At 41.6% G+C, this 25,732-nt stretch carries 26 protein-coding genes; 4 read left to right on the top strand and 22 right to left on the bottom strand.

What is annotated here, in order from left to right; genetic code table 11:
* Positions 1-39 precede the first annotated feature (39 nt).
* Positions 40-507: a cytidine/deoxycytidylate deaminase family protein gene (locus tag HT680_RS04885; RefSeq protein WP_000136994.1), complete on the bottom strand. Its 468-nt coding sequence runs from the start codon at positions 505-507 to the stop codon at positions 40-42.
* Between the two features lie 18 nt (positions 508-525).
* Complete coding sequence (locus HT680_RS04880; protein ID WP_084946898.1) at positions 526-1,083, bottom strand: TetR/AcrR family transcriptional regulator; 558 nt, start codon at positions 1,081-1,083, stop codon at positions 526-528.
* A gap of 124 nt (positions 1,084-1,207) precedes the next feature.
* On the opposite strand from HT680_RS04880, the gene HT680_RS04875 reads away from it, so the two are divergent.
* The 4 genes from HT680_RS04875 to HT680_RS04860 are packed head-to-tail and all read left to right on the top strand — an operon-like array spanning position 1,208 to position 4,293.
* Entirely contained in the window at positions 1,208-2,053 is an 846-nt protein-coding gene (locus HT680_RS04875; protein WP_173258701.1) for a DegV family protein, read from the top strand.
* 57 nt (positions 2,054-2,110) lie between these two features.
* Entirely contained in the window at positions 2,111-3,292 is a 1,182-nt protein-coding gene (locus tag HT680_RS04870; protein WP_345890219.1) for an NAD(P)/FAD-dependent oxidoreductase, read from the top strand.
* Between the two features lie 13 nt (positions 3,293-3,305).
* A complete protein-coding gene (locus HT680_RS04865) occupies positions 3,306-3,827 on the top strand; it encodes a DUF1697 domain-containing protein (RefSeq protein ID WP_173258696.1) in 522 nt (173 codons plus the stop codon).
* A gap of 10 nt (positions 3,828-3,837) precedes the next feature.
* On the top strand, positions 3,838-4,293 hold the full coding sequence (locus HT680_RS04860; RefSeq protein ID WP_173258694.1) for an 8-oxo-dGTP diphosphatase: 456 nt from the start codon (positions 3,838-3,840) through the stop codon (positions 4,291-4,293).
* A 59-nt stretch (positions 4,294-4,352) separates the two neighbouring features.
* On the opposite strand, the gene HT680_RS04855 is transcribed toward HT680_RS04860, so the two are convergent.
* The 20 genes from HT680_RS04855 to HT680_RS04760 all read right to left on the bottom strand — a co-directional run bounded on the left by HT680_RS04855 (position 4,353) and on the right by HT680_RS04760 (position 25,731).
* Positions 4,353-4,898, bottom strand: coding sequence for a GNAT family N-acetyltransferase (locus HT680_RS04855; RefSeq protein ID WP_173258691.1), 546 nt, complete (start codon positions 4,896-4,898; stop codon positions 4,353-4,355).
* 157 nt (positions 4,899-5,055) lie between these two features.
* Positions 5,056-5,880, bottom strand: a complete 825-nt coding sequence (gene nadE / locus HT680_RS04850) for an ammonia-dependent NAD(+) synthetase (protein WP_173258689.1) — start codon at positions 5,878-5,880, stop codon at positions 5,056-5,058.
* Entirely contained in the window at positions 5,877-7,337 is a 1,461-nt protein-coding gene (locus HT680_RS04845) for a nicotinate phosphoribosyltransferase (protein WP_173258687.1), read from the bottom strand. The genes nadE and HT680_RS04845 overlap by 4 nt, the downstream gene beginning before the upstream one ends.
* Before the next feature lie 116 nt (positions 7,338-7,453).
* Positions 7,454-7,942 carry a DUF6773 family protein gene (locus HT680_RS04840; RefSeq protein WP_173258685.1) on the bottom strand — a complete coding sequence of 163 codons (489 nt, stop codon included), beginning with the start codon at positions 7,940-7,942 and terminating at the stop codon, positions 7,454-7,456.
* The gene (locus HT680_RS04835) at positions 7,932-8,405 is read right to left on the bottom strand and encodes a DUF6773 family protein (RefSeq protein ID WP_173258683.1); all 474 of its coding nucleotides are present in this window, start codon (positions 8,403-8,405) and stop codon (positions 7,932-7,934) included. Before HT680_RS04835 ends, HT680_RS04840 begins: the two co-directional genes overlap by 11 nt.
* Entirely contained in the window at positions 8,395-8,604 is a 210-nt protein-coding gene (locus HT680_RS04830) for a helix-turn-helix transcriptional regulator (RefSeq protein ID WP_001107495.1), read from the bottom strand. The genes HT680_RS04835 and HT680_RS04830 overlap by 11 nt, the downstream gene beginning before the upstream one ends.
* 146 nt (positions 8,605-8,750) lie before the next feature.
* Entirely contained in the window at positions 8,751-9,347 is a 597-nt protein-coding gene (locus HT680_RS04825) for an HAD family phosphatase (protein ID WP_125415015.1), read from the bottom strand.
* A gap of 60 nt (positions 9,348-9,407) precedes the next feature.
* Entirely contained in the window at positions 9,408-9,818 is a 411-nt protein-coding gene (locus HT680_RS04820; protein ID WP_173258681.1) for a GNAT family N-acetyltransferase, read from the bottom strand.
* A gap of 99 nt (positions 9,819-9,917) precedes the next feature.
* Complete coding sequence (locus HT680_RS04815; RefSeq protein ID WP_173258679.1) at positions 9,918-11,282, bottom strand: amino acid permease; 1,365 nt, start codon at positions 11,280-11,282, stop codon at positions 9,918-9,920.
* 77 nt (positions 11,283-11,359) lie between these two features.
* Positions 11,360-11,842 carry a transcription elongation factor GreA gene (gene greA / locus HT680_RS04810; RefSeq protein ID WP_173258677.1) on the bottom strand — a complete coding sequence of 161 codons (483 nt, stop codon included), beginning with the start codon at positions 11,840-11,842 and terminating at the stop codon, positions 11,360-11,362.
* 63 nt (positions 11,843-11,905) lie between these two features.
* The gene (mltG, locus tag HT680_RS04805; RefSeq protein ID WP_173258675.1) at positions 11,906-13,570 is read right to left on the bottom strand and encodes an endolytic transglycosylase MltG; all 1,665 of its coding nucleotides are present in this window, start codon (positions 13,568-13,570) and stop codon (positions 11,906-11,908) included.
* A gap of 95 nt (positions 13,571-13,665) precedes the next feature.
* On the bottom strand, positions 13,666-14,154 hold the full coding sequence (locus tag HT680_RS04800) for a GNAT family N-acetyltransferase (RefSeq protein ID WP_173258673.1): 489 nt from the start codon (positions 14,152-14,154) through the stop codon (positions 13,666-13,668).
* On the bottom strand, positions 14,151-14,618 hold the full coding sequence (locus tag HT680_RS04795; RefSeq protein WP_173258670.1) for a GNAT family N-acetyltransferase: 468 nt from the start codon (positions 14,616-14,618) through the stop codon (positions 14,151-14,153). The genes HT680_RS04800 and HT680_RS04795 overlap by 4 nt, the downstream gene beginning before the upstream one ends.
* Positions 14,619-14,627: 9 nt before the next feature.
* Positions 14,628-15,962 (bottom strand): UDP-N-acetylmuramate--L-alanine ligase, encoded by a 1,335-nt coding sequence (gene murC / locus HT680_RS04790; RefSeq protein ID WP_173258668.1) that lies wholly within the window; start codon positions 15,960-15,962, stop codon positions 14,628-14,630.
* An 11-nt stretch (positions 15,963-15,973) separates the two neighbouring features.
* On the bottom strand, positions 15,974-16,585 hold the full coding sequence (locus HT680_RS04785; RefSeq protein WP_173258665.1) for a cystathionine gamma-synthase: 612 nt from the start codon (positions 16,583-16,585) through the stop codon (positions 15,974-15,976).
* Between the two features lie 47 nt (positions 16,586-16,632).
* Complete coding sequence (locus HT680_RS04780) at positions 16,633-19,728, bottom strand: DEAD/DEAH box helicase (protein ID WP_173258663.1); 3,096 nt, start codon at positions 19,726-19,728, stop codon at positions 16,633-16,635.
* A gap of 92 nt (positions 19,729-19,820) precedes the next feature.
* Positions 19,821-20,987, bottom strand: coding sequence for a MalY/PatB family protein (locus HT680_RS04775; RefSeq protein ID WP_173258661.1), 1,167 nt, complete (start codon positions 20,985-20,987; stop codon positions 19,821-19,823).
* A gap of 7 nt (positions 20,988-20,994) precedes the next feature.
* A complete protein-coding gene (locus HT680_RS04770; protein WP_173258659.1) occupies positions 20,995-22,089 on the bottom strand; it encodes a cystathionine gamma-synthase in 1,095 nt (364 codons plus the stop codon).
* Between the two features lie 145 nt (positions 22,090-22,234).
* On the bottom strand, positions 22,235-24,193 hold the full coding sequence (locus tag HT680_RS04765) for a peptide ABC transporter substrate-binding protein (RefSeq protein WP_173258657.1): 1,959 nt from the start codon (positions 24,191-24,193) through the stop codon (positions 22,235-22,237).
* Positions 24,194-24,651: 458 nt separating this feature from the next.
* Positions 24,652-25,731 carry an LPXTG cell wall anchor domain-containing protein gene (locus tag HT680_RS04760; protein WP_345890218.1) on the bottom strand — a complete coding sequence of 360 codons (1,080 nt, stop codon included), beginning with the start codon at positions 25,729-25,731 and terminating at the stop codon, positions 24,652-24,654.
* Position 25,732: the final 1 nt, after the last annotated feature.

Raw genomic sequence — 25,732 nt, 5'->3', positions numbered from 1 at the left:
GTTTAAAAAGCTTTCTAAACCATTTATTTTTATTAATTTCTAAATCAAATCTGCCTCTTGAAGAGCCGTCTGAACAGTCTCTAATGGTAAATGGGTCAACTCGGTGCCTTTTTCTTGATAAAGATACTGGGCATAGTCATCCATTCGGTACTGGTTGATATAAACCACGCGCTTGCAACCAACTTGTAGCAGTTGTTTGGTACAGTTCAGACAAGGAAAATGGGTCACATAGGCTGTAAATCCTCTTGGAACCCCTCGTTCAGCTCCTTGCAAGATGGCATTGACCTCGGCGTGAAGGGTTCGGACACAGTGACCTTCAATGACCAGACATTCGTGGTCGATACAGTGCTCCGTTCCTGATACAGAACCATTGTAACCTGTTGAAATGACCTTATTATCCTTAACGAGGACAGCTCCTACTTTGGCACGTTTACAGGTTGAACGATTGGCAATCAGTAAAGCCTGGGCTGCAAAGTACTCATCCCAAGCCAGTCTTTTTTCTGTCATAATTCTTCTCCTTATCCCCTATTTTTTGAAAAATGGCAAGCGTAAATCTGCAATCTTTTCAGCTGGAACCTTCATGCCATCCTTGATCCATTTGAGCAGAACCGATACGATGGCAGAACTCCAAAAGGAATGAAGGTAGCTGCTAACACCTTTTGATTTTCCGTGGTATTTTTCCAGAAATTCCTGCATAGCTTGGACAAAAATCTTTTCCAAGTGGTAGTCCAGAGCGAGTTGGATAACCTTGGCTTCTTTTTTTGCTGCGCGGAAAAGGTGAACCCAGACTAGATAAAGGTCGGTTTTGACATCGTAGTGGCTCAACTGTTCCATTATATTATGAACACTGCGTTTAAAAACACTTTCTAAAATTGCTTCTTTAGAATCATAATTGCGATAAAAGGCAGCGCGTGAGACACCCGCCCGCTTGACCAACTCTGAGATACTAATCTTAGCCAAGTCTTTTTTCTCCAGAAGTTGCAAAAGAGCCGTCTCAATTGCTTCTCTGGTTAAAAAATTGGATTCTTGATTGGATTTTCTGAGATTTTCAAGAGATTTTTCAGATATTTTACGTTCAGACATAACAATTTCTTTCTACTTGTGACAACAGAGAGGTGGTACTTTTGTTTCAAGGGCTTTCATGATATAATTGTAAAAAAAGACAGAACCTTTGTCAATGTATAAGTGACAAAGATGGAGAATTTCTATGACTTGGAAGATTGTAGCTGACTCTGGTTGTGATTATCGTCAATTGGTAACTCCCGCTATCGATACTGAATTTGTCAGTGTTCCTTTAACTATTCAAGTGGCTGATCAGGTCTTTATTGATGATGCCAATCTCGACATTGACTACATGATGAAAACCATGTATGCGACTTCTGAGGCTTCAAAATCAGCTTGCCCTAGCCCTGATGATTACTTGCGTGCATTTGAAGGTGCTAAGCATATCTTTGTCGTTACCATCACTGGTACTCTTTCTGGTAGCCATAACAGTGCACAGCTCGCTAAAAACATCTACCTCGAAGAACACCCTGACACTCAGATTCATGTGATTGATAGTTTATCTGCAGGTGGGGAGGTTGACTTGATTGTCGAAAAAATCAATGACTTGATTGACCAAGGACTTTCTCATGAGGAAGTTGTTGAAGCTATTACAGCCTACCAAGAAAAAACGAAGTTGCTCTTTGTTCTTGCTAAAGTTGATAACTTGGTCAAAAATGGTCGTTTGAGTAAGCTTATCGGTACGGTCGTTGGCCTTCTCAACATCCGTATGGTTGGAGAAGCAAGTGAAACTGGAACCCTAGAGCTTCTTCAAAAGGCTCGTGGTGCTAAAAAGTCCCTTCAAGCAGCTTATGAAGAACTCATCAAGGCTGGCTATGCTGGTGGTCGTATCGTCATGGCCCATCGCAGCAATGAAAAATTCTGTCAGCAATTGTCAGAACGCTTGCTGGAAACATTTCCACAAGCCAATATCAAAATCCTCCCAACGTCTGGTCTCTGCAGTTTTTATGCAGAAGATGGCGGTTTGTTAATGGGATATGAAATTAACTAAGATCATCCGTAACAAGAGATGCCAAGCATCTCTTGTTTTTTGTGGTACAATAGAGCTATGAAACATTTTGATACTATTGTCATCGGTGGTGGACCTGCTGGCATGATGGCTACGATTTCCAGTAGCTTTTATGGTCAGAAAACTCTTCTCATCGAAAAAAATCGCAAACTTGGTAAAAAATTAGCTGGAACTGGTGGTGGTCGTTGTAATGTAACCAACAATGGAACTCTAGACGACCTACTGGCTGGCATCCCTGGGAATGGGCGCTTTCTTTACAGTGTCTTCTCCCAGTTTGATAACCATGATATCATCAACTTTTTTACGGAAAATGGAGTTAAACTCAAGGTTGAGGACCACGGACGCGTCTTTCCTGCTAGCGACAAGTCTCGAACCATTATTGAAGCTTTGGAGAAGAAAATCACTGAACTTGGTGGGCAAATTGCCACTCAAACGGAGGTTGTTTCAGTTAAAAAAGTGGATAACCAGTTTGTCCTGAAGTCTGCAGATCAAACCTTCACTTGTGACAAACTGATCGTCACAACTGGTGGTAAATCCTATCCTTCCACTGGATCGACTGGATTTGGCCACGATATTGCCCGTCATTTTAAACATACCATTACCGAGCTTGAAGCTGCTGAAAGTCCATTGTTGACAGATTTTCCACATAAAGCTTTGCAAGGGATTTCGCTTGACGATGTGACCCTAAGCTATGGCAAACATGTCATCACTCATGATTTGCTCTTTACCCACTTTGGTTTATCTGGCCCTGCTGCCCTACGCATGTCCAGCTTTGTCAAGAGTGGTGAAATCCTCTCACTGGATGTCTTGCCTCAACTTTCTGAGAAGGACTTAGCTGCATTTCTAGAAGAAAATCGGGAAAAATCCTTGAAAAATGCTTTAAAAACTTTACTTCCAGAACGCTTGGCAGAATTTCTTGTGCAAGGCTATCCTGACAAAGTCAAACAGCTGACTGAGAAAGAACGGGAGCAACTTCTCCAGTCCATCAAAGCACTCAAAATCCCTGTGATTGGAAAAATGTCCCTTGCCAAGTCCTTTGTTACTAAAGGTGGCGTCAGTCTCAAAGAAATCAATCCTAAAACTCTGGAAAGCAAACTCGTTCCCGGCCTCCACTTTGCTGGCGAGGTACTGGATATCAATGCCCACACGGGTGGGTTTAACATCACTTCTGCCCTCTGTACCGGCTGGGTGGCAGGCTCAAATCCAATAAATACCAAATAAGAAAGGAAGTCCTTTGGAACATATTGTTTTACTAAGAGGCGTTACTCCTAATGGAAAAAATGCTATCCCGAAAATGTCTTATTTGGCAGATATTTTGACAGAAGCTGGGTTTCAACACGTTCGAACCTATATTCAAAGTGGGAATATCATTCTTGAAAGTGACTTGGATTTGGAAGAAATACGAGAACGCGTTCATACTCTGATAAAGGAAAAAATTGGAGCTGACTTAAAAATGGTTATCAAGAATAAGGACGATTTTGAAAAGATTGTTCAAGAGAACCCATTTAGAGAAGACTATCTTCATGATCGTGTACATGTGATTCTTTATCAGGGATTTATCCAAAGTCTGCCATTAGAAAATTTGAAAGCTGACTACGGTGAGGAAGAAATTTGTGTAGGCGATCACTGTCTCTACCTCTATCTCCCTAGAGCTGCAAAACGAAAAAAGCTCAATACCAACTATCTTGAAAAACTTTTTGGCGTGGATTTGACCATGCGAAAGTTAAACGTCGTGGAAAAGTTACTAACAAAATAGGAAAAACAATATGAACAGACGAGAATTAGTCGAATTTGTCAACATGTGCATGATTAAAAACGGTGACAAGGTTCTGGTCCAAGATCGAGTTAGTCCCGACTGGCCCGGCATCACTTTTCCTGGTGGTCATGTAGAGCGTGGGGAATCTTTTACCGATGCAGTTATCAGAGAAGTCAAAGAAGAAACTGGACTAACCATATCCAAACCTCAACTTTGTGGTATCAAAGACTGGTACGATGACGAGGATTACCGCTATATCGTCCTTTTTTACAAGACAGAACACTTTACTGGTGAACTCCAATCTTCAGATGAAGGTCCTGTTTGGTGGGAAGAATTTGAAAATCTGTCTCATCTGAAACTTGCAACTGAGGATATGTCAGACATGCTGCGTGTTTTTTTAGAAGACGATTTAAGTGAATTCTTTTACTACAAAGACGGTGACGACTGGCTTTATGAGTTAAAATAAAAGAGCAGAAAAAAATGACCTGAGCTTCAAACTCTAACTTTTGAAGCTCAGGTCATTTCTTAGTTCTTTTTAATCTGATAATAAATAAGTTCCGCAACGTAGTCTTTTCTCTCCACACCATTGGTAATAGTCTTTAGATAGGACATTCCAGCCTTTTCCATAACACGGCCTGAAGCTGGATTGAGACTTGCATAACGAGCTCTGACCTTTTGAAAGCCTGCTTGAGTAAAACAGAAGTCTAGCACGGCTTTCAAGGACTCCGTCATCATACCACGACCCCAATATGCCTTGCCTAGCACATAGCCAATTTCACAACAAGAATCATTCTCATCCATTGCAACGATGCTGATATCTCCAATCACTTGCTCTGGTTTTTCCTTTAGACAAATGGCCCATTTGTAATAGTTGGGATTGGTATAGGAGGCAACCCAATTTCGAATCGAGTTTCGAGTCACCTCGACATCAGGATGGGGATCCCAGCTGACATAGGTCAGATTCTCAGCAGACGAAGCCCAATTTTGAAACATGGCTTCCGCATCACTCTCCACAAATCTTCTCAAAATCAAACGTTCTGTCTGTAATATTTGCGTACCGATTGCTTTCATAATGTTACCTCGCTTTCTCAGCTTAAGGCAAGACGCTGAAAAGGTTCAATAGAACCTTCTTCGCTTACTTATTTCTAGATTCAGAGTAAAAACCTCCACTGGATCTTCTTCGCTTTCTCATTTCTAGGCTCAGGGTAAAAAGGTCCCCCGGACCTTTTTACTCCCAAAAGTCATCAAATACGGTGATTGGTAGGTGGCGTTTGTGTTGTCCTTTATGCCACCAGTTTTCGATAGTCGCTTGGGCTTCTGGGCTGATTGTTTTGCCTTCTAGGTAGTCATCAATCTCTTCATAAGTGACTCCAAGGGCGACTTCATCAGCCAGCCCTGGTTTTTCTTCTTCCAAATCTGCTGTTGGGATTTTTTCATAAAGGGTTGGGTCTGCACCAAGCTCCTTCAAGAGTTGTTTTCCTTGACGTTTATTGAGGCGGTAAAGAGGGAGAATGTCTGCACCACCATCACCAAACTTGGTAAAAAATCCTGTGATATTTTCCGCAGCATGGTCTGTTCCAATAACCGCTCCGCTATGGGCACCCGCAAGGGCATATTGGGCAATCATACGGCTACGCGCCTTGATATTTCCCTTGTTGAAGTCTGAAACAGTGCTTCCTGTCGCTTCAACTGCTGCTGTCATGGCATCAGCTGATTCCTTGATATTCACAACCAAGCTGACATCTGACTGGATGAAAGCAAGAGCTTTTTGAGCATCTGCTTCATCAGCTTGCACGCCATATGGCAGGCGGACAGCGATAAAATGGTAGCTGTCATCTCCTGTCTCTGCTCGCATTTCTTCCATAGCTAATTGCGCCAAACGCCCTGCCAATGTTGAATCCTGACCCCCAGAAATCCCTAGTACAAAGGTTTTAAGGAAGGGGTGTTTTTTCAAGTATCTTTTTAAGAAATCAATCGAAAGACGAATTTCTTCCTGGGCATCAATCACTGGTTTGACGCCCAATTGCTGGATAATGGTCTCTTGCAAACTCATTCTTCCTCTCCTTCACCAAGGGCTTCCTTGCGCATCTTATCAATCAAGTCCATCTTGTCTTGCCAAATATCACGCGCCAAGTCCACTGGATAATGTTGCGGATTGAGTACCCGTTTATACTCATCCCAAAGCTTGTCAAATTCTTTGCGAGCATAGGACTGAATCTCAGTCAAACTAGGCAAATCGTAAACCAATTTCCCTTCTTTAAAGATATCCACCAAGAGAGGAACGGCATCAAAATTACGAACGGTCTTTTTGATGTAGGTATAAGTTGGATGGAACATCTTGATTTCTGTCATGCCACTCACATCCACACCATCATAGGTGATGTAGTCACCTTCTGACTTGCCTTTTTCACGACTGGTAATGCGCCATACCTGCTTCTTACCTGGCGTCGACACTTTTTCAGCATTGCTTGAAAGCTTGATGGTGTTGCGCATCTTACCATTTTCATCTTCAATAGCAACAATCTTATAAACTGCGCCAAGAGCAGGCTGGTCATAAGCCGTAATCAGCTTGGTCCCAACACCCCAGACATCAATTTTAGCGTGTTGCATCTTGAGGTTGAGAATAGTATTTTCATCAAGATCATTGGAAGCGTAAATCTTAGCATCTGGATATCCAGCCTCATCCAACTGTTGACGGACTTTCTTGGAAATGTAGGCAATATCCCCTGAGTCGATACGAACGCCTTTAAAATTGATTTTATCACCCAGCTCACGTGCCACCTGAATAGCAGCTGGCACACCGATACGAAGAGTGTCATAGGTATCCACAAGAAAGACACAGTCACGATGGGTCGCCGCATAAGCCTTGAAGGCTTCATAGTCGTTTCCATAAACTTGTACCAAGGCATGGGCATGAGTCCCCAAGACAGGGATACCAAAGAGCTTCCCTGCTCGCACGTTGCTAGTTCCGTTGGCTCCACCAATCACGGCTGCGCGTGTTCCCCAGATAGCTGCATCCATTTCTTGCGCACGACGTGTCCCGAACTCCATCAAGGGTTCATCCTCAATGACCGAACGAATACGTGCTGCCTTAGTCGCTATCAAGGTTTGAAAGTTAACAATGTTTAAGAGAGCCGTTTCGACTAATTGACATTGGGCTAGAGGGCCTTCCACCTGCACAATCGGTTCATTAGCAAAGACCAAGTCCCCTTCCTGGGCAGAACGAACCGTCAACTCCAACTTGAAGTTGCGGAGGTAATCTAAGAACGCCCCATGATAACCAAGCGACTCCAAGTAGGCAATATCGCTATCTGAAAAGCGCAAGTCTTCAAGATAGTTCACAATTCTTTCCAAACCAGCAAAAACTGCATAGCCGTTCTGAAAAGGTTGCTGGCGGAAGTAAACCTCAAAAACCGCCTTCTTATTGTGAATTCCTTGGTCAAAGTAAACTTGCATCATGTTAATCTGGTACAAGTCCGTGTGCAATGTCAAACTATCATCTGGATACATCTGTTTTCCTTCTTCCTACTTTACAAAGGTATGAACGTATTCTACCACTTTCACACCGTCCGATAAATTAGTACTATTATAACACATTTTACCGAGATTGATAAAAAGATAACAAGCTATTCTCCGTTCTCCAGTTCATCCATATCTTGCTCAAACTTTTTTTGAGCCCATTCTCCAAAATTTCTTAAAGTAAGGTTTCCAATAAAAACCCATGGAAGATAGAGAAGATAAGTAAGGATCCAAGCAGACAGATATTTAAAATTCAAAGGATTATGCTGATAAATCTCAATATTGAACTGGTAGTTCTGTAGCATCAAGATGGCTGTAATTGCAAGAGTCACTACTAAGCATCCCAAAATCGTAAAATGAAAACGACTGTAGTAGGTCACTCCAAGTTTTCGTGCACGATTGAAAAAGAAGAAAATTCCTAAAAGAAGGGTAACCAGAAGAATATTAGAATTAAAAAGAGCAGGTGCTAATACTGCCACCAAATAACTTAGCAGAATGAGCCCGATAAACACATGAAAAGACTCTGTCCCAGCTTTGTTGATCAGTTGCTCTTCTCTTTCGTCTAGTAATTGATAATAAAAAAATCTATTCTTCATCTTCTTCCTCCCAAACTTGCTGATTTCTGCGATTCAAGTATAGGATAACTCTATCCATAGAATAACTCCCAACGAGATAGATGATAACTGCTAGAACCACTTTTAGGGAGTACTTCCAAGTCAATAGACTGACCAGTTCCTCGCGATTTCCTATGATATCAATCAATAAAACCACTATAGAAAATCCCAAAGCAGATAAAATTCTTTCTTTTCCAGTATTCTCAACAATATCTCGAATGTCAATTCCAACATACATGCGGCGAATAATGGCATACAAACCGACTCCAATCAATAAAAGTAATTCTGGTAAATAGGACAGAAGTGTTAAATTGAAAATATAAAGTTTGGCAAAAATTCCCAGTGCCAAAAATAGGCACATTCCCAAGAGAATTTCTCCTGAAATCTTTTCATCCAATTTTTCCGTACGTTCATCTTTGATCACAAGTTTTTTTCTATTTTTCATCTTCTTCCTCCCAAAATAGTTGGTCTAATGTTTTGCCCAAGCATCTGCAAATGGACTGACAAAGCGAGAGACTGGGATTATATTTCCCAGCTTCAATCAAGCCTATAGTTTGCCTAGTAACCCCTACAGCCTCTGCCAAATCGCCTTGTGTTAAATCAAGCTCCACCCGAGCTAATTTTAATTTTAAATTTTTAGCCACAAGCGTCCTCCTTCAAATTTTTAAAAAGTTGCGCTTCTTTTAAAAACATTATACCATATATCTAACTTAATGCAATATATAAATGTCATTTTGTAATGTTTTATTAACAAAAAACTCTCTATCGTAAAAAATAGAGAGTGTTACCTTTAAACATAGGATTTCAAAATATCGACGACATCACTTCTTTTCTTGATCTGATAAGCCCTGATGCCCAATTTCTCAGCTGCGATTGTATTGTCCTCAATATCGTCAAGAAAGACACAATTTGCGGGATCTAGCTGGTATTTGTCAAGAATCTCCTTAAACATTGCCAAATCAGGCTTTATAGCTTTTATATCACAGGATAAAACAAAGCCATCCAAAAGATCCTTTAAGGGAGATAGTTGTTCTTCCAGTAAGTCATAAAATACCTTTGAGGTATTGGACAAGACAAAGATGCGATCCCCCTTTTTCTTTAGTTCTGACAAAACAGGGAATACTTCCCTATAAATATCAATGTAGCTAGGCCAGTTCCAGATAACTTCCTCGACCTTCTTTTGATAGATACTTCCAATCATCGACACAACTTTAAGCACTAATTCTTCTCTCGTCATAGTCCCAAGATCTAATCTTTCCCAAAGCCCCGACTGAAAAATGGTCTTATCTAAAATCAGATAATCTTTCTTCAGCTCCGAAACGCCTTGTAAAATCTTATCCTTGTTCCATTCTAATAAGACGTTGCCCATATCTAGTATGATGTCCATTAGCCCACCTCCTTGGTTATGTGAAGAATTACTCTCTATATATATTTCTCCATTTTCACCTTACAAACCTTTTTGGTAATAGTATCTTTGCCCTGTGTAGGGATAGTCTTGCAAGGTAAAGACCTCCTTGTAGCCATGCCTTTTATAAAAATCTGGCGCTTGAAACTGGTAAGTATTGACAAAAGCAAAACGACAGTTTCGATTCTTAGCTTCACTTTCTGCTTGCTGCAATAGTTTCGAACCGATTCCTTGTCCCCTTAATTCCTCTTTCACAAACAAATATTCGATTTCCAGCCAATTTCCGAAAGTCTCAGCTACTAAGCCCGCCATGAGTTTGCCCTTTTCGTCTTCGAGATAAAGATTCAGTGGCTCGCTCTCAGCCTCTTCTCTTTTGGAACGATTATAAGCACGAATCAAATCCCCTATTTCCTGCGCTTTATGCAACTCCTTATTTTCCAATCTAATGTGCATCCAAACCTCCTAATAAACTACTACAGCTTGATTATAGTCTTATTTCGATGGACTGTCAAACTAGAAAAACTCACCAAATAGAGTTGATGAGTTCATGATTTATTTTCTAAATTTCCACTGACTATAAATCCCAAAAACAAGAATCCAGATGGCAGAACCAACTGCCCCCATGAAGGTAGATTCTTGTAAAAAGAGGGTTACAAAGACAAAGATAAAGAAGAGCATGGTTAAAGGATTTAAGAAACGATACTGAGGCATGAGGTAGCCATCCGCCATGAAGTCTTGTGACTTGCGGTATTTGAGATGAGCCACCATGATCAAGATATAAATCGCGATGTAAACACCTGATGAAGACGCCGTAATCAAAGCAAAAGCATCGGAAACGCCTGGCAACACATTGATAAAGGCAGCCAGAGCAATCAAGATTGCTGAAGCAATAATGGCATTTTGTGGAACATTATGGCGAGAAAGAGTATCTGCCTTGATTGCTTTTAAGAAGCGATTGGGTGAATCATGGGCAATCTGGTAAAGGTGTCGCCCTGTTGAATAGAGGGTTGAATTAAGAGCAGATGCTGCCGACGTCAAAACAACGAAGTTAATCAGAGCTGCCGCCCACTTGATACCTGCTAGCTCAAAAACCGTTACAAATGGTGAATCTGAAGAAGCAAGTTCTCTCCAGGGAATGATAGACATAATGGCTAATAGGGCTCCACCATAGAAGAAGACAATTCGGAGGGGAATTTCCTTAACTGCTTTTGGCAAAACCTGACGAGGATTCTTCGTTTCAGAAGTTGTCACTCCGATAAATTCAATCATCAGATAGGCAAAAAATACCATTTGAAAGGCCATGACAAAGTTCATAACACCGTTTGGGAAAAGAGAGAACTGATCGCTGATATTTGCCAAACTTGCAGTACCATGCGGTGTCTCAAATCCAGTTAAAACCATAAAGGCTCCCGTTGCAATCATAGCTAAAATAGCCACAATTTTAACCATAGCAAACCAAAACTCGACTTCTCCAAAGAGCTTAACCGCAATCAGATTGACCAAGGCCAAAATCGTTAAAAAGACAATCTGAATCAGCCAACTAGGCCAGCTAGGAAACCAAAACTGAACATAATGCGAAATCGCGGTGATTTCTGCCATACCGATAAAGACGACAGACAACCAATAAGACCAAACTGAGAAATAACCCCAGCCTTTCCCCAAATGACGGGTGATAAAGTTGATAAAGGTATGCTGTTCTGGATCCTGATACAGCATCTCTCCAACAGCCCTCATCATCAAAAACATAAAGGCTCCTGTAATCATGTAAATCAGGATGATAGAAGGTCCAGTAAGGCTGATAGAACGACCAGCACCTAGGAAAAGACCTGTTCCGATTGTTCCCGCAATAGCCATCACCTGAACATGACGATTGGTTAATCCACGATCCATCTTATTTTTTTTCTTATTTTCACTCATATAGTCTCCTATTTTATTCAAAAAACCAAAAAGGAGTTGAGCAAGGCAAAGCCTCTACTACTCCTTTTTCATTCTATTTAGGCTGTTTTTTCAACCTTTAAGATTTTGACATCATAGCTACCAACTGGTGTTTCAATGGTCGCTGTATCACCAGTCTTCTTGCCGATCAAGGCTTGTCCAATTGGGCTCTCATTTGAAACCTTACCAGCAAAAGCATCTGCACCTGCAGAACCGACGATGATATAGATCTCTTCGTCATCTTCACCGATTTCTTGGATCGTTACAGTCTTACCGATAGCCACTTCATCTTGGGCAACTGCATCGCTATTAACGATTTCAGCATAGCGGATTTTTGTTTCTAGACTTGAAATTTGTCCTTCAACAAAAGCTTGCTCATCCTTAGCTGCTTCGTACTCGCTGTTTTCTGAAAGATCTCCATATGAACGAGCAATTTTGATACGTTCTACCACTTCAGGACGACGAACGAGTTTCAACTCCTCTAATTCTTTTTCTAGTTTTTCCTTTTCTTCAAGGGTCATTGGGTAAGTTTTTTCTGCCATTTTTCTCAACTTTCTTTTCTTAATTTGTTTTTAAAACAAAATTATGTGGAAAACCACATAATTTTAGTTTGAACTACTTGATTGTGTCAGTTTGCTATTGATGTGTTCTGCAACGTTTTGATCATGTTCTTCTTTGGACGTTGCAAAGTACACTTTACCATCTTCGACATTGGCTACAAAGTACAAGTAGTCACTCTTTGTCTGATTTACACTTGCTTCGATGGCATCCAGACTTGGACTGTCTACTGGTCCAGGCATGAGGCCAAGGTGTGTATAAACATTGTATGGTGAATCAATCGTTGTATCAATTCCAGCGTCATCTGCTAGACTAATCTTTTGACCAAGCTTGCCTTGGGCATACAGGATAGCGATATTACTTTGAAGCGGCATACCGAGATTTAGGCGGTTATAGAAGACACCAGCAATCTTCTTGCGGTCTTCCGTCTTGGCACCTTCTTTTTCAACAAGAGAAGCGATACTGAGCAATTCATTGACAGTCAGATTCTTTTCTTTGATCGTAGCGTAATATGGTGACATAGCCTTATCCATAGCAGCTACCATCTCATCAATCAAACTTTCAACTGTAGTGCTTTCTTTGATGGTATAAGTTGCTGGGAAAAGATAACCTTCTAGGCGATAACGAACCCCACTATCTTTTGTTGGTAGACTTCCAAGTAAGTTTGGATACTTAGCTACTAATTGCGAGATAAAGGTCTCATCTTGAGCTTTTGCCAAGAAAGCATCCGCAGTAAGAGGTTCTTTAAATTCACCTTGAAGTTGTCCTACTGTTTGAGCGATTTGCTCCAATGTATAGCCTTCTGGAATTGTCAGACTTGCAAGAGATGGTTCTTGAGGTTCAGGTGTCCCACCTTTTTCCAATTCTTGAATCAACTCATCCGTACTCATACTCTTCTTCAAGTTGTAATAACCTGATTTCAAGTTGGCATGGCTATAGTATTTAGCATAAAGGCTAAAGATAAGTCCATGTTTAACCAAACCAGATTTTTCCAAAGTGCTTCCAATTTCTTGAACATTTGCACCGTCTGGGATTTGAACCGTCACATAGTCCTTAGAACTTGCATCAACTGGTTTCAAGGATTCTTGAACGTATCCATAACCAAAGAATCCACCAATACCTACGAGCACTAGGAGAACTAGGAAAGTTAGCAAGCAACCTTTGGCTTTTGATTTCTTCTTTTTCTTAGCTGGTTTTACTCCTTCACGACGACTACGACTTGGAGCATCTGTTAGGTTATCAACTTTCTCAACTGGAGCAGGGACTACATTCTCCACAACAGGAGGGACTGATTCTTCTTTTTTGACATCCGTTTTATAGGAAACAGCCACTTTAGTCGGAGTAGTATTAAACTCTTTGTCTTCCTTTTTAGGCTCTACAGCATCAATCTTGGCTGGTGCGGGCTCTTCTAGTTTTGACTCTTCTGGTTCTGGTACTGTCACTTCGCTTGATTCAAAACTTGGGCGTGGTGGCACACTTGGGGCATTTTTAAGGATTTCATCCACAGTTGACAGAGAGTCTACCATTAAATCTTCTGTGGCAAGATTGGATTCTTGTTCAGAAGGAGCGGGTGGAGTTACTTGAGAAGATGGAGTTGGGGTGGTAGGACTTTCCTCTTCTTTCCCTCTTCTTTCTCTCTCTCTGACTCTCTCTAAATCGCGTAAAATCTGTTCTTTAAAGCTTAACGTTTCTTCTCTTGATTTCTCGCTCAAAAGCTTTACCTCCTTGTTGGCAATCCATAGTATTATATCCTAAAAGTCGCAGAAAAGCAACAAAAGATACCTTTCTCCAACTATATTTCTTGTTTTCAAGGCTTCCAAACCATATCATACCATGTTTCCCCAGCAAAGCTTGACTGGGATATTCCTTCATTAACAAAACCATGTTTCTCATAATATGAGATAAGATAATCATGACAAGTCAGGTTAATGCCTTCTCTTTCGTGTTCCAAAGCGACTTCTTTTAGAGCTGTCAGTAGTTTTTTCCCCACTCCCAAAGCTTGCGCTTCCTTAGCTATGGAGAGACAGATCACAGAAATATAACCTCCAGGTCGATGGCTATAGTCTTCTACTTCTTCTGTAAAGGACTGATCTTGTAGATGACGATGTGGGACGACCGGACCTTCAATGTACCCAAGGATACGTCCCTCCCTTTCAGCTACAAGAAAACTGGTCTGAATTTCCCGCAAATGCGCCTCAAAGACCGATCGAGGAATCGCTTCCTCAAGAGAAAAATTTTCTATCTCTATCTCTAAGATTCGATCTAAATCCGAAAATCTTGCTTGTCTGATTTTCATACTTCCTCCTGATAAAAAGGATTAGCCCAAGTCAGATACCATTCAGAACCACTGCCATAATGACTCCCTGTCACTTCTTCCTCAACAAAGCCATTCATTTCAAAATATGATAGTAACTCATCAGGACTTTGCAAAAGAATACCTTGGTAATCTAGCTCGACAGTCACCTGTTTCAAGGCTGCAAGAAGAAGAGTTCCCAGCCCCTGTCCCCAATGGTTCGGATGAATAGTCAATGATTTTATTTCTATCCATTTGGGATGAATAGACTGAGCTTCTCCTAAAATATAGCCCACGAGCTGATTTTCATCCCCAGCTACAAGAAAGGTACCCGCAGTCTTGCGGATACTCTCTTCTAAGGATTGGCGGCTAAGTGCCTCTTCTAACGAAGGATTGGCTTCTTCATTCGCCAACATTTCTTCTAAATCTGATAAGGTGGCTTGCCTTATAGTGATTGGAATTTCCATCTGTTTTTCTTATTGGACGTTGCTTGTCAAGTTAGACAAGAGACGTTCAAATGAATATTCATAGGTTTGGATGTCTCCCGCCCCCATAAAGACATAGACAGCATTGTCATGGTCTAGGAGTGGAGAAACATTTTCAACTGTGATGACTTGGTTTTTCTTAGTGATCTTGCTTGCTAGGTCTTCTACCTTGACATCTCCGTGATCTACCTCACGTGCTGATCCATAGATTTGCGCTAGGTAAACGGCGTCTGCCTGATTCAAAGCGTGGGCAAATTCGTCCAACAAGGCGATGGTTCTAGTAAAGGTATGAGGTTGGAAGATTGCTACGATTTCCTTGCTTGGGTATTTCTGACGAGCCGCATCCAAGGTTGCAATGATTTCTGTTGGATGGTGGGCAAAGTCATCAATAATCACTGTATCATTGACAATTTTTTCAGTGAAACGACGCTTAACACCTGCAAAAGTTTTCAAGTGTTCACGCACCAAGTCCAAATCAAATCCTGCTGTGTAAAGCAATCCGATAACAGCTGTCGCATTCATGATATTGTGACGACCAAAGGTTGGAATGTGGAATTGTCCTAATTCTTGACCACGGAAGTGAACTGTAAAGGTCGAACCAGTCGTAGAACGTAGGAGATCGCTAGCTACAAAGTCATTGCCCTCAGCTTCAAAACCATAGTAATAGATTGGCGCATTGGCTGTGATTTTACGCAACTCAGCATCCTCACCGTATACAAACAAACCTTTGGTAATTTGTTTGGCATAGTCGTTAAAGGCATTGAAAACATCCTCTAGGCTTGTAAAGTAGTCTGGATGGTCAAAGTCAATGTTGGTGATGATAGAGTATTCTGGGTGGTAAGGCATGAAGTGACGCTCATATTCGTCAGATTCAAAGACAAAATATTTGGCATTGGCTGAACCACGACCTGTCCCGTCACCAATCAAGAAGCTGGTGTCTGTGATGTGAGACAAGACATGTGACAACATACCTGTTGTTGAAGTTTTTCCATGAGCTCCTGCCACTCCCATGCTGACAAAGTCGCGCATAAAGCTACCTAGGAATTCGTGGTAACGTTTGTAGCTAATACCATTTTGATCTGCATAGGCGATTTCAACGTTGTTATCTGGACGGAAGGCATTCCCCGCGATAATCTCCACATCACCTTGTAAGTTCTTTTCATCAAAAGGAAGAATCGCAATCCCTGCCTGCTCTAGTCCACGTTGAGTAAAGTAGTACTTTTCAACGTCTGACCCTTGAACCTTATGCCCCATTTGGTGCAACATCAAGGCTAGGGCACTCATACCTGATCCCTTGATTCCAATAAAATGATATGTTTTTGACATGCTTTTCTCCCCTACTCAGTAATTCTTGTCAGATTCAACTCTTGGGCAACCTGACGTTCCTGTTCTGTTTGCTTATTCTTTTTATTATAGATTTGACTCTTCTTTAGAAAATCATAGTTGTTCTTTTTAGCTTTTCCCGTTTGGGTTTTCGGAGTTGGAGTCGCCACTTGCCCAACATCCTCAGCTAAGATATAGTGAGACTGGCTCAAGTTTTTACTAAATTTGGCAAACTCACCTGGATTTTCCTTTTGAAATGGTGCTGTTGGTTGGTTTCCTTGACGAACAAGTGTTGAACCATTGTGTCGTCTGGTATGACTAACATCCTGAGTCAAATACTTGGCTGAACGTTTCTTCTTCAAATCCGCACGCGCCTCTTCTCGAGCCAATTCAGCATACGTTTTTTCAACTTTTTTAGGTTCTGGACTTGGCTTTGGCTCCTTGCTAACTACTGGAGAAACTACGGTTTCTTCCTCATTGATAGGAGACCATTCCAAATAGTTCTTATCGCGGTAATCACCTTTGATATTGCTAATAAAGTCTGACTCATCGTACAAGTCCATGACTGGCATTTCGGTCAGCATGATCTCATCATCTGACACCAATGGAAATCGATCTTGTTTCATTTTGTATTTCCTTTCAACACTTCATTATAGCGTATTGTCTTGATTTTTCAAGTGCTGGCTTCAGAAATTCCCAAAATTTCACGAATTTCTGCCAGACTGAGACTCGCACGCGACTCCGTACCATCTAAAACTTGGGAAACCAAATGTTTTTTCTGCTCTTGAAGTTCTTGAATTTTTTCTTCAATAGTCCCCTTGGTAATCAAACGATAGACCTCGACCATCTGCTCCTGCCCCATTCGGTGGGCTCGTCCGATGGCCTGGGCTTCGACAGCGGGATTCCACCAAAGGTCAACCAAAATAACCGTATCAGCTCCCGTTAGATTAAGACCAACACCACCCGCCTTAAGGGAGATGAGAAAGGCATCTCTCTCCCCTTGGTTAAAGGCCTTGGTCATCTCCTGTCTGTCATGAGCAGGAGTTGAACCTGTGATTTTGAAGGAGTTCAAGCCCAAGTCTGGGAGTTCTTGCTCGATTTTTTCCAACATTCCTTTGAACTGGGAGAAAATCAAGACCCGATGCCCACCATCAGCCACTTGTAGCAATAAATCTCGGAGACTATCCAATTTACCGCTGGCTCCCTGGTAATCGTCCATGAAGAGGGCTGGCGTATCACAGATTTGACGCAAACGCATGAGTCCAGATAAGATTTCTACCCGACTTCTCTGGAATTCTTGATCTGTCACTTGCGCTAGGCGGTCTCGCATCTGTTGCAACTGGGCTAGATAGATGGCCTTCTGCTGGTCTTCCAGTTCATTTTTATAGACGACTTCGATTAGATCAGGTAGTTCTGTCAGGACTTCTTCTTTCTTACGCCTCATGACGAAGGGCTTGATAAACTGCGCGACTCGGTCAGCTGGTAATTTCATAAACTCCTTTTTACTTGGCAAGAGCCCCGGAAGCACAATTTGAAAGATAGACCACAACTCTCCTAAATGATTTTCAATGGGCGTACCTGACAAAGCAAAAACTGCTGGCACCACAAACTGGCGCAAACTCTGAGCAATCTTGGTTTGGGCATTTTTCATGACCTGGGCTTCATCTAAGAAGAGAAAATCAAAAGCCATCTCTTGATAAAGCTCGCTGTCTTGACGAAAGGTGGCATAGCTAGTCACATAGATTTGGTGATTTTCAGAAAGAATCGCTTCTCGATTCGCTTTCAAACCATGAACGACAGCCAAATCCAACTGTGGGGCAAATTTTCTAAATTCATCTGCCCAGTTGTAGATCAAACCTGACGGCGCTAAAATCAAGACCCGACTGTCTTCTGTCACCTGACTGGTCAAAAAAGCAATAGTTTGCAGTGTTTTTCCCAGTCCCATATCATCGGCTAGGATGCCACCAAAGCCATAGTGATGAAGCATCTGGAGCCAACGGACACCTTTTTCCTGGTAGTCTCTCAAACTCGCTTGCACCCGTATATCTCCCAAAGGAAAGTCCTCTGGATGGGTCAAATCATGAGCTAAATGCTGAAATTCTTCCGAGAAGGAAATCCTGTCTCGACCTTCAAACAACTGAGACAGACTGTAAGCCAGAGATTTTCGCGCTTGAAAAGAACCATCTTTTAGCTCAACCCCCAGTTCCTGCAAATTTTGACGAATCTGCTTAGTTTCCTCATCAAAAAAGTACACTTGGTCAGAAGAACTGATATAGAAATCCTGATTACTGGTCAGGGCTTTAAGAGCTTTATCAATCTCTTCTTGACCAATCCCTTGGAAGTCAAACTGAATTTCCAGCAGTCCTCCCTTGGACTCAATCTGAACCTGAGGAGCTTGGACGCTGTAGAGCTGATTGATTTCATCAGACAAGAAAACCTGACCCAATTTCTCAAAAGCTGGAATCGTATGGTGAAAGAAAGAATAAACTGCCTCTGGCTTCAAAGTCTGTCTCCAAGACTGAAAATCAGCCTCAAATCCAGCCCCTAAACAGACTTGAAATAGCTGGTTTTCCAAGACGGCATCGCTTGAAAATGGTAATTGTTCCAGCTGTTGACGACTAGTCACCTTAACATCTCCATAGTCAAACTGAATATCCAAGCGGATGCGGTCGTCATCCTCCCTATCAAAGTAAAAGATTGGTGAAAAGGCTCTGATTTGCAAGCGCTCAGGAGCAGAAACTGTGCCCAGCTGTCCAAACAAAGGCAGGCAGGCGGCTAGGCGATCACGATCACTGTTGTCAAACTGGAGGCATTTTCTCCCTCTTTCTTCCTGAGGGAGCTCCTTGATTTCCTTTAGTAAGCTGATTTGTTTAGTGTTTAAGAGATAAAGATTCCCCTTACGAAAGAGAACCGCTCCTCCATAGAATACGTTGACTCGCTCAGTCTCAGAGATTTCCATCTCAAAATAATCGGGATACTCCTTCACAGAAAAAGAGAAAAGTTCTGCATCAGGTTCTAAATCATGAAAGAGAAGATTTTCATAACTAGTAATCTGATGTTCAAAATGAAAATCCTCCAAGTTCATCAGCAACTCCACTCCCTGCTCAAAAAAGGTCAGAGGGAAAAAGAGGTGACGACCTTGATTGGGGAAAAAGAGGTCTTGACTCAGTCCCTCCTCAATCAAGCCACATAAAAAAGTAAGAACTTCTTGACTAGCTGTATCAAAAGCATCCCAAGACAAGTCGTTTTCATAGTGTTTCCCAATCATATATGGCTTTCGATGGACTAGGACCTTCAAAAAGAGAGGGATGTCACGAATGACATAATATTTTTGACTATCAATTAAACCAATTCGGAGAGTCCAAAGGAGGCGATTGGTTCCAGCTTCTACCTGACCTTGAGCCGACAAAGTGTAGATTTTATCTCGCTTCTGAAGTTGGATACGCTCCAAAAAACTACCACCAAAACTAACCTTGGTTTCGACCTCTTCTTGCTCTTCATATCCTTTTTCTAAGGCTTGTAAAATTACCTGGCCTTCTTCATCATTTTTCAGATAATGCTCGAGCGCCGCGAGGTGAACACAGTAACCTCTTTTTTGGAAAAAATCGCAAGCACAAAAAACCAGATCATCCTCTAAACTGTAGCGCAAGTCTTCTCCCACCACACGAGTATAGAGGAGATTCCCTTTTTCCTTGATAATCTCAATGTTGCCTGTCTCATAGAGAGTAACACCCTCCATGCGCAACTTTCCTGGAATCAATTTAGCCATAGTTACCCCTTTATCTTATCTTTTCATTATACCACATTTTCCCCTACGAAAATAGCCTTCTAGGAAGACTTTTCTCCTAGAAGGCTGGATTTTTAAAGTGTAGCAAAAGTGGTCACGATGCGTTGACAAACCTCTTCTAGTACTGACTTCGGCATAGCCACATTGAGGCGGGCATGAAGAGCTCCCTCCTCCCCAAAGTCCAAACCTCGGTTCAAGATAACCTTGGCTTGATTCTTCAAAAGCTCTTGCAAGCGGTCATCCGTTAGGTCATAGGCTGAAAAATCAAGCCAAATTAAGTAGGTACCTTGCGGTTTCATGACCTTAATCTTGGTTTCGTTGCCCAAAACATCCACTACATAGTTAATGTGGTCCTCGATGACTTCTTTTAGTTCTCCTAACCAGTCCTTACCATAACGGTAGGCAGCTTCTGTCGCCAAATACCCCAAGCCTGAGATTTCATGTTGGTTATTGGCCAACTGGCGTTTTTGGAAAGCCAGACGAAGCTTGGGATTTTCAATAACTGCATAGGAATTCTTGGTTCCAGCAATATTAAAGGTTTTAGTGGCACTGCTCAAGATAAGGGCAAAGTCTTTAAAAGCAGGATCAATGGTGTTGAATGACTGGTGTGTGTGACCAAAGAGGGCCAAATCTTGGTGGATCTCATCTGAAACCAACAAAACACCATGTTTTTGGCAGAGATGGCCAATCTTTTCTAACACTTCCTTTTCCCAAACACGTCCACTAGGATTGTGGGGATTGCAAAGGATATAAAGCTTCACATCCTCTTCTACCAATTCCTTCTCCAACTGGTCAAAGTCAATCTCAAACAGCCCATCCTTTTCTACCAAAGAATTGCTAATCAATCTGCGATTGTTCAGTTTGACACTGCGAGCAAAAGGTGGATAGACTGGTGTGTTAATCAGAACAGCCTCTCCCTCTTTTGTAAAGGCTTGAATGGCTGTTGAAATAGCTGGTACCACTCCCTCGATAAAGACGAGGGCATCTTTGTCAAAGTGATAACCGTGTTGGCTGGCTTCCCATTCTTGAACCGACTCAATCAAAGCGTCGCTTGCATAAGTATAACCATAGACCAACTGATCCGCATAGGTTTGTACGGCTTGTCGAATCTCAGGTAAGACTACAAAGTCCATATCCGCTATCCAGGCTGGTAGAACTTCTCGATCAGCTTCTGCCTCTTTCCATTTATAGGTATGGTGCCCAAAACGATTGGGCAGGCTTGTAAAATCATATTTTCCCATATCTATCTTATCCTTTCAAAGCTTGGCGCAAGTCCGCAATCAAATCTCTAGCATCTTCAATCCCAATTGACAAGCGCAAGAGGTCATCTGTTAAGCCATAGGAATGGCGCACTTCTGCTGGAATATCCGCATGGGTTTGAGTCGTCGGATAGGTGATCAGACTCTCCACCCCACCCAAACTTTCCGCAAAAGAGAAGACCTTCAAGCTATTTAAAATATGAGGAATACGTTTTTCATCCACTACTTTAAAGGAAATCATACCCCCACGTCCAGTATAGAGCACTTCCTTGACAGCAGGTGAATCCTTCAAAAAGGCAACCACTTCTTGGGCATTGGCTGTAGAACGTTCCATACGAAGAGGTAGAGTTTTAAGACCACGAATCAATTGATAACTATCAAACGGTGACAAGACTGCACCAGTCGTATTCAAATTGTAGAAAAGTTGCTCATATAGTTCTAAACTATTAGTCACAACCACCCCAGCTAAGACATCATTGTGCCCTGCTAAATACTTGGTGGCAGAATGAAGAACGATATCCGCACCTTCTTCAATCGGACGTTGGTAAATCGGACTGTAAAAGGTATTGTCCACCACTACCTTGGCACCCTTGGCATGAGCTAGTTTGGCTAGTTTTGCAATATCAAATTCCAACATCAAAGGATTGGTTGGCGTTTCGATGTAGAGAACATCCACATCATTTTCCAGCTCAGCAATCAACTCTGCTTCCGTATTGGCATAGGTAAAATGGAAACGGCCTTCTTGCTCCACTTGGTTGAACCATCGGAAAGAACCCCCATAAAGATCTCGCACAGCCAAGACTTTACTTCCTACTGGAAAAACACTAAAAGCCAGTACAATCGCAGCCATACCTGAGCTCGTCGCTAGGGCATAGTCTGCTGATTCGATTGCCGCCAAGACTTCCTCCGCCTTACTGCGAGTTGGGTTTTTAGTACGGGTATAGTCAAATCCAGTAGACTGACCGAACTCTGGATGCTGATAAGTTGTTGAAAAATGAAGCGGCGTTACCAAGGCACCTGTTGCCTTATCTGACTTGATTCCCGCCTGGGCCAAAATTGTGTTGATGTGTAGTTCTTTGCTCATACAATACCTCCAAATCTATAGTAACTATTGTACCACTTATTTTCACTAACTCATTTTCTTCTTTTCAAGAGCTAGTTATAGTTTCAAACTATATAAAAACGATAGTTCCTTGAGAAACTATCGCTTTTCCTGTTGAATAGACTGGTTATTTAACGTGTTTTGCCAATTCTTCTTGGGCTTTCTTATTTGATTCTTCTTTTTCTTTCAGCCATTTTTCTTTCGCTTTTTCATACTCATCAGTCGTTACAGTCTTATCTTGCAACTTGAGATACTTGTATGATTCGACACCCTTATTTCCTGCTTGTGAGAATGGCGCTGAGAATGGAACTGTCTTTCTCAAGCTAGGTGTTCCACCAAGGGAAACGTTTGGAATAGCAAGAGCACTATCAACGAGCCAAGCTTGAATTTCAGCATACTTTTCATAACGTTTTGCAGGATCTTGCTCTTTATTGGCCTCTTCCAACATTTGAGTATAGGTATCAAGTCCAACTGCCTTAGCCTTGTCATTAACTTCACCTGGCTCTAGACCAAGGTTTTGCAACATACCGCCGTTATTGACATTTAGGATATCTAGATAGCTTGATGGATCCAAGTAGTCAGCACTCCAACCGCCATTATAGATATCAAAGTCTTTTTGAGCTGCCGTTTGAGCGAGGTAGCTAGAATTATCGAAGTCATCTGTTGATAATTGTTGGATATCAATAACCACATTCTCAGCTCCTAGAACAGATTCGATGGATTGTTTTAAAGAACTTGCTTCAAGTACACCTTTTTTAGCTGATTGGTCAACTGATACATCCAAGTGAATTGGGAATTGCACACCCTTAGCTTCCAATTCTTTCTTAGCTTCTGCAAATTTAGCTTTAGCCTTGTCAGGATTGTAGTATGGATCTTGCGCGTCTGCAAAGTTGATTCCTTGCCATTCTTGACCATAGTTGACCATCTTTTCTGAGACAACATCGCCAAAGTCTTTTCCGTTGATACTTACAAATGTAGGAGGTACCACTAGGTTACGAATAATCTTCGTTGCTCCATCTTCCCCTTGAGATTGAGCTCCATAGGCTGTACGGTTATAAGCATAGTTGAAGGCTTGACGGAAGTTTTTATTCAGAACTGCTTCTTGTGTTGATTTCTTTTCGATATCTGAGGACTTAGAAGTGAAGTTATAAGATTTTCTGTCCAAGTTGAAGTTCAAGTAATAAGAAGTTGCGGTTTGCATACTATAGATGATGTTATCCTTGTTCTTCTCTTTAATTCCTTCAAAGCTTGAGCTATTTGGATAGAGACGCGCGTAGCTGTAGACTCCTTCTACAAAGTTACGAGCTAGGGCATCTTGGTCACTACCATCATAGTAGGTCAATTTCACATCGTCCACAAAGACATTTTTAGCATCCCAGTAGTTCGGATTTTTCTTGTATTCGATAACAGATTTTGAAACAAAGGACTTCATCAAGAAAGGTCCATTGTACAAAATGCTAGAAGGGTCTACCTTACCAAAATCATCCCCTTTTGATTTCAAGAAATCCGCATTGACAGGGAAGAGAATAGTTGAAGTTGTTTTAGAGTTCCAATAAGATTCTGGACGTGTCAAAGTGTACTGAACTGTTTGGTCATCAATCGCCTTCACACCGACAGTTGAAAAGTCTGTTGTTTTACCGTTGATATAGTCATCCAAACCTGCTACAGAGTCTTGAACCAAGTACAAGGCTTCAGATTTTTTATCTGCCGCATATTTCAAACCTGTCACAAAGTCTTGAGCAGTTACAGGTGCGTATTCTTCACCTTCGTATGTATACCACTTGGCATCTTTACGAAGTTTGTAGGTATAAGTCAAACCGTCCTTGGAAACGGTCCAATCCTCTGCCAAAGATGGAACATAGTTACCATATTGGTCATTTTCCATCAGGCCATCAACCAAATTGGTAACAATATCATTGGTTGTTGCACGGTTCTCTGCTAGATAGTTCAAACTAGATGGATCACTAGAATAGACATAGTTATATGTTTTAGATGAACTTGCTGAGTTCCCACATGCGCTCAATAGGATACCTGCGCTTAACACGACACCTGCCAGTGTCAGATACTTGGCCTTAGACTTTTTCATTTCCAGAACCTCCTGTTTTAGATATTTGCCTTATTATACAGCTTTAGTTTTATTTAGTCAAGCAATTCCTGTCACAAAAGGTCGAAATTATATTATTTTCTCTACAAATTTTAGATTTTTATCTATTTCGTTAGGTATATGCAATGAGTAGTGTAATATTTTTACCTCTTATTCCTAAGTGCTTTAAAAGCTGTCTTGTAATTCGGATATTCTCTTTGATAGTGATTAATAACCAGTAAGACATCATTAAGTTCTTTAGAACATTTAGAGTGATAATTCTCGTTACTTTGAATGTTAGAAAAAAGAGAACCAATCTGATTCTCTCTCATGCTTAATTAGATGTCACTCTCCACAGTTGACAAAGAGCCAAAAACCCCAGATAGCCTTGAGCTATCCGGGGTTCTTGTTTTCATCGCTAAAATGATATCAACAATTTCATTTTAGTCGATTTTTGGGACTTAGTCTTCTAAATCCATTTCAGAAGCTGCTGATTTCTTCTTCTTGCCAAGAAGAGAGGCAGTTGCCAAGGCAGCTACTCCTAATCCAAGACCAGCAAATTGGTTACTTGCAGTTCCTGTATTTGGAAGTTTTCTACCGTTTGAACGTCCTGGTCCAGCAGGTTGTTGGGCAGGAGCTTGTGAGTGGTTCAATGCACTTGAGATTGAAGCACTGTCAGACAAGCTAGCTGAGGTACTTGCGCTATCGCTCAAGCTTGTGCTTGTTGAAACTGATTCACTTGTGCTGATTGAAGCACTTACGCTGTTGCTCAAGCTTACTGAAGTACTTGCTGAAGTTGAGGCATCACCTGAACCATTGCTTGTGCTTGTTGAACCTGAACCGCTACCTGAGTTGTTGCTTGCACTGATTGAAGCTGAAGCTGATTGGCTAGCTGATACAGATGCTGAAGTGCTTTGACTTGCAGATACTGATGCGCTAGCTGATTGACTAGCTGAGTCATTGCTTGTGCTTGTTGAACCTGAACCGCTACCTGAGTTATTGCTTGCGCTGATTGAGGCTGAAGCTGATTGACTAGCTGATACAGATGCTGAAGTGCTTTGACTTGCAGATACTGATGCGCTAGCTGATTGACTAGCTGAGTCATTGCTTGTGCTTGTTGAACCTGAACCACTACCTGAGTTGTTGCTTGCACTGATTGATGCAGAAATGCTGTCACTCAAGCTTGCGCTTGTTGAGACTGACTCACTTGCGCTGATTGAAGTAGAAGTACTATCGCTCAATGATACACTTACTGATTTGCTGAGTGAAACTGACTCACTTGCACTTACAGATTCAAGGTAGCTAGGAAGGTTAAACTCTGGCTTAGACTGGCTTTCTGGTTCACCCTTACTATAGCTGAATGAGTTAGATTGTTGTGACGCACTTGTACTCAAGCTGCTTGAAACGCTATTGCTCAAGCTTACTGAAGTACTTGTTGAAACTGAAGTACTACTTGAGTTGTTGCTTGCTGATTCAGATGCACTGATTGATGCAGATACGCTGTTGCTCAAGCTTGTGCTTGCTGATTGGCTAGCACTGATT

Origin of the sequence: Streptococcus sp. 5905, assembly GCF_013276505.1 — a bacterium.
Classification (GTDB): Bacteria; Bacillota; Bacilli; order Lactobacillales; family Streptococcaceae; genus Streptococcus.
This window is presented reverse-complemented; position numbering and strand designations above follow the sequence as displayed.

Excerpts from the sequence above, each read along its gene's own strand:
- HT680_RS04765 (WP_173258657.1), bottom strand. The coding sequence starts at position 24,193 with ATGAAAAAGTCTAAGGCCAAGTATCTGACACTGGCAGGTGTCGTGTTA.
- HT680_RS04825 (WP_125415015.1), bottom strand. The coding sequence starts at position 9,347 with ATGGACATCATACTAGATATGGGCAACGTCTTATTAGAATGGAACAAG.
- HT680_RS04880 (WP_084946898.1), bottom strand. The coding sequence starts at position 1,083 with ATGTCTGAACGTAAAATATCTGAAAAATCTCTTGAAAATCTCAGAAAA.
- HT680_RS04800 (WP_173258673.1), bottom strand. The coding sequence starts at position 14,154 with ATGAAAATCAGACAAGCAAGATTTTCGGATTTAGATCGAATCTTAGAG.
- HT680_RS04820 (WP_173258681.1), bottom strand. The coding sequence starts at position 9,818 with ATGCACATTAGATTGGAAAATAAGGAGTTGCATAAAGCGCAGGAAATA.
- HT680_RS04785 (WP_173258665.1), bottom strand. The coding sequence starts at position 16,585 with ATGAAACAAGATCGATTTCCATTGGTGTCAGATGATGAGATCATGCTG.
- HT680_RS04845 (WP_173258687.1), bottom strand. The coding sequence starts at position 7,337 with ATGTATCCAGATGATAGTTTGACATTGCACACGGACTTGTACCAGATT.
- HT680_RS04815 (WP_173258679.1), bottom strand. The coding sequence starts at position 11,282 with ATGAGTGAAAATAAGAAAAAAAATAAGATGGATCGTGGATTAACCAAT.
- HT680_RS04770 (WP_173258659.1), bottom strand. The coding sequence starts at position 22,089 with ATGAGCAAAGAACTACACATCAACACAATTTTGGCCCAGGCGGGAATC.
- murC (WP_173258668.1), bottom strand. The coding sequence starts at position 15,962 with ATGTCAAAAACATATCATTTTATTGGAATCAAGGGATCAGGTATGAGT.
- HT680_RS04860 (WP_173258694.1), top strand. The coding sequence starts at position 3,838 with ATGAACAGACGAGAATTAGTCGAATTTGTCAACATGTGCATGATTAAA.
- HT680_RS04780 (WP_173258663.1), bottom strand. The coding sequence starts at position 19,728 with ATGGCTAAATTGATTCCAGGAAAGTTGCGCATGGAGGGTGTTACTCTC.
- HT680_RS04835 (WP_173258683.1), bottom strand. The coding sequence starts at position 8,405 with ATGAAAAATAGAAAAAAACTTGTGATCAAAGATGAACGTACGGAAAAA.
- HT680_RS04795 (WP_173258670.1), bottom strand. The coding sequence starts at position 14,618 with ATGGAAATTCCAATCACTATAAGGCAAGCCACCTTATCAGATTTAGAA.
- HT680_RS04775 (WP_173258661.1), bottom strand. The coding sequence starts at position 20,987 with ATGGGAAAATATGATTTTACAAGCCTGCCCAATCGTTTTGGGCACCAT.
- HT680_RS04855 (WP_173258691.1), bottom strand. The coding sequence starts at position 4,898 with ATGAAAGCAATCGGTACGCAAATATTACAGACAGAACGTTTGATTTTG.
- HT680_RS04870 (WP_345890219.1), top strand. The coding sequence starts at position 2,111 with ATGAAACATTTTGATACTATTGTCATCGGTGGTGGACCTGCTGGCATG.
- HT680_RS04885 (WP_000136994.1), bottom strand. The coding sequence starts at position 507 with ATGACAGAAAAAAGACTGGCTTGGGATGAGTACTTTGCAGCCCAGGCT.
- HT680_RS04875 (WP_173258701.1), top strand. The coding sequence starts at position 1,208 with ATGACTTGGAAGATTGTAGCTGACTCTGGTTGTGATTATCGTCAATTG.
- greA (WP_173258677.1), bottom strand. The coding sequence starts at position 11,842 with ATGGCAGAAAAAACTTACCCAATGACCCTTGAAGAAAAGGAAAAACTA.
- HT680_RS04840 (WP_173258685.1), bottom strand. The coding sequence starts at position 7,942 with ATGAAGAATAGATTTTTTTATTATCAATTACTAGACGAAAGAGAAGAG.
- nadE (WP_173258689.1), bottom strand. The coding sequence starts at position 5,880 with ATGAGTTTGCAAGAGACCATTATCCAGCAATTGGGCGTCAAACCAGTG.